Raw genomic sequence first — 258 nt, 5'->3', positions numbered from 1 at the left:
GACTTTAACAAAAAATCTAGGGAAAGTGCCTGTAGTTGTTCAAGAGGCTCCTGGTTTTGTTGTAAATCGGATGCTTATACCAATGATTAATGAGGCCGTTAGTATTTTGGCCGAAGGTGTTGCTAATGCTGAGGATATTGATAAAGCAATGAAATTTGGAGCTCACCATCCAATGGGGCCATTGGCACTTGCTGATTTAATTGGTAATGATGTAAATCTTTCTATTATGGAAACTCTATATAACGAAACTGGCGATCC

At 38.8% G+C, this 258-nt stretch carries 1 protein-coding gene; it reads left to right on the top strand.

Annotation, left to right across the window (positions count from 1 at the left end; genetic code table 11):
- A partial coding sequence (locus SB724_RS20845) for a 3-hydroxyacyl-CoA dehydrogenase family protein (RefSeq protein ID WP_410572858.1) occupies positions 1-258 on the top strand: 258 nt, incomplete at both ends.

Source organism: Bacillus sp. SIMBA_031, assembly GCF_046535225.1.
Lineage (GTDB): Bacteria > Bacillota > Bacilli > Bacillales > Bacillaceae > Bacillus > Bacillus velezensis.
The sequence above is the reverse complement of the archived record's forward strand: the minus strand, read 5'-3'. Positions and strand labels throughout refer to the sequence as shown.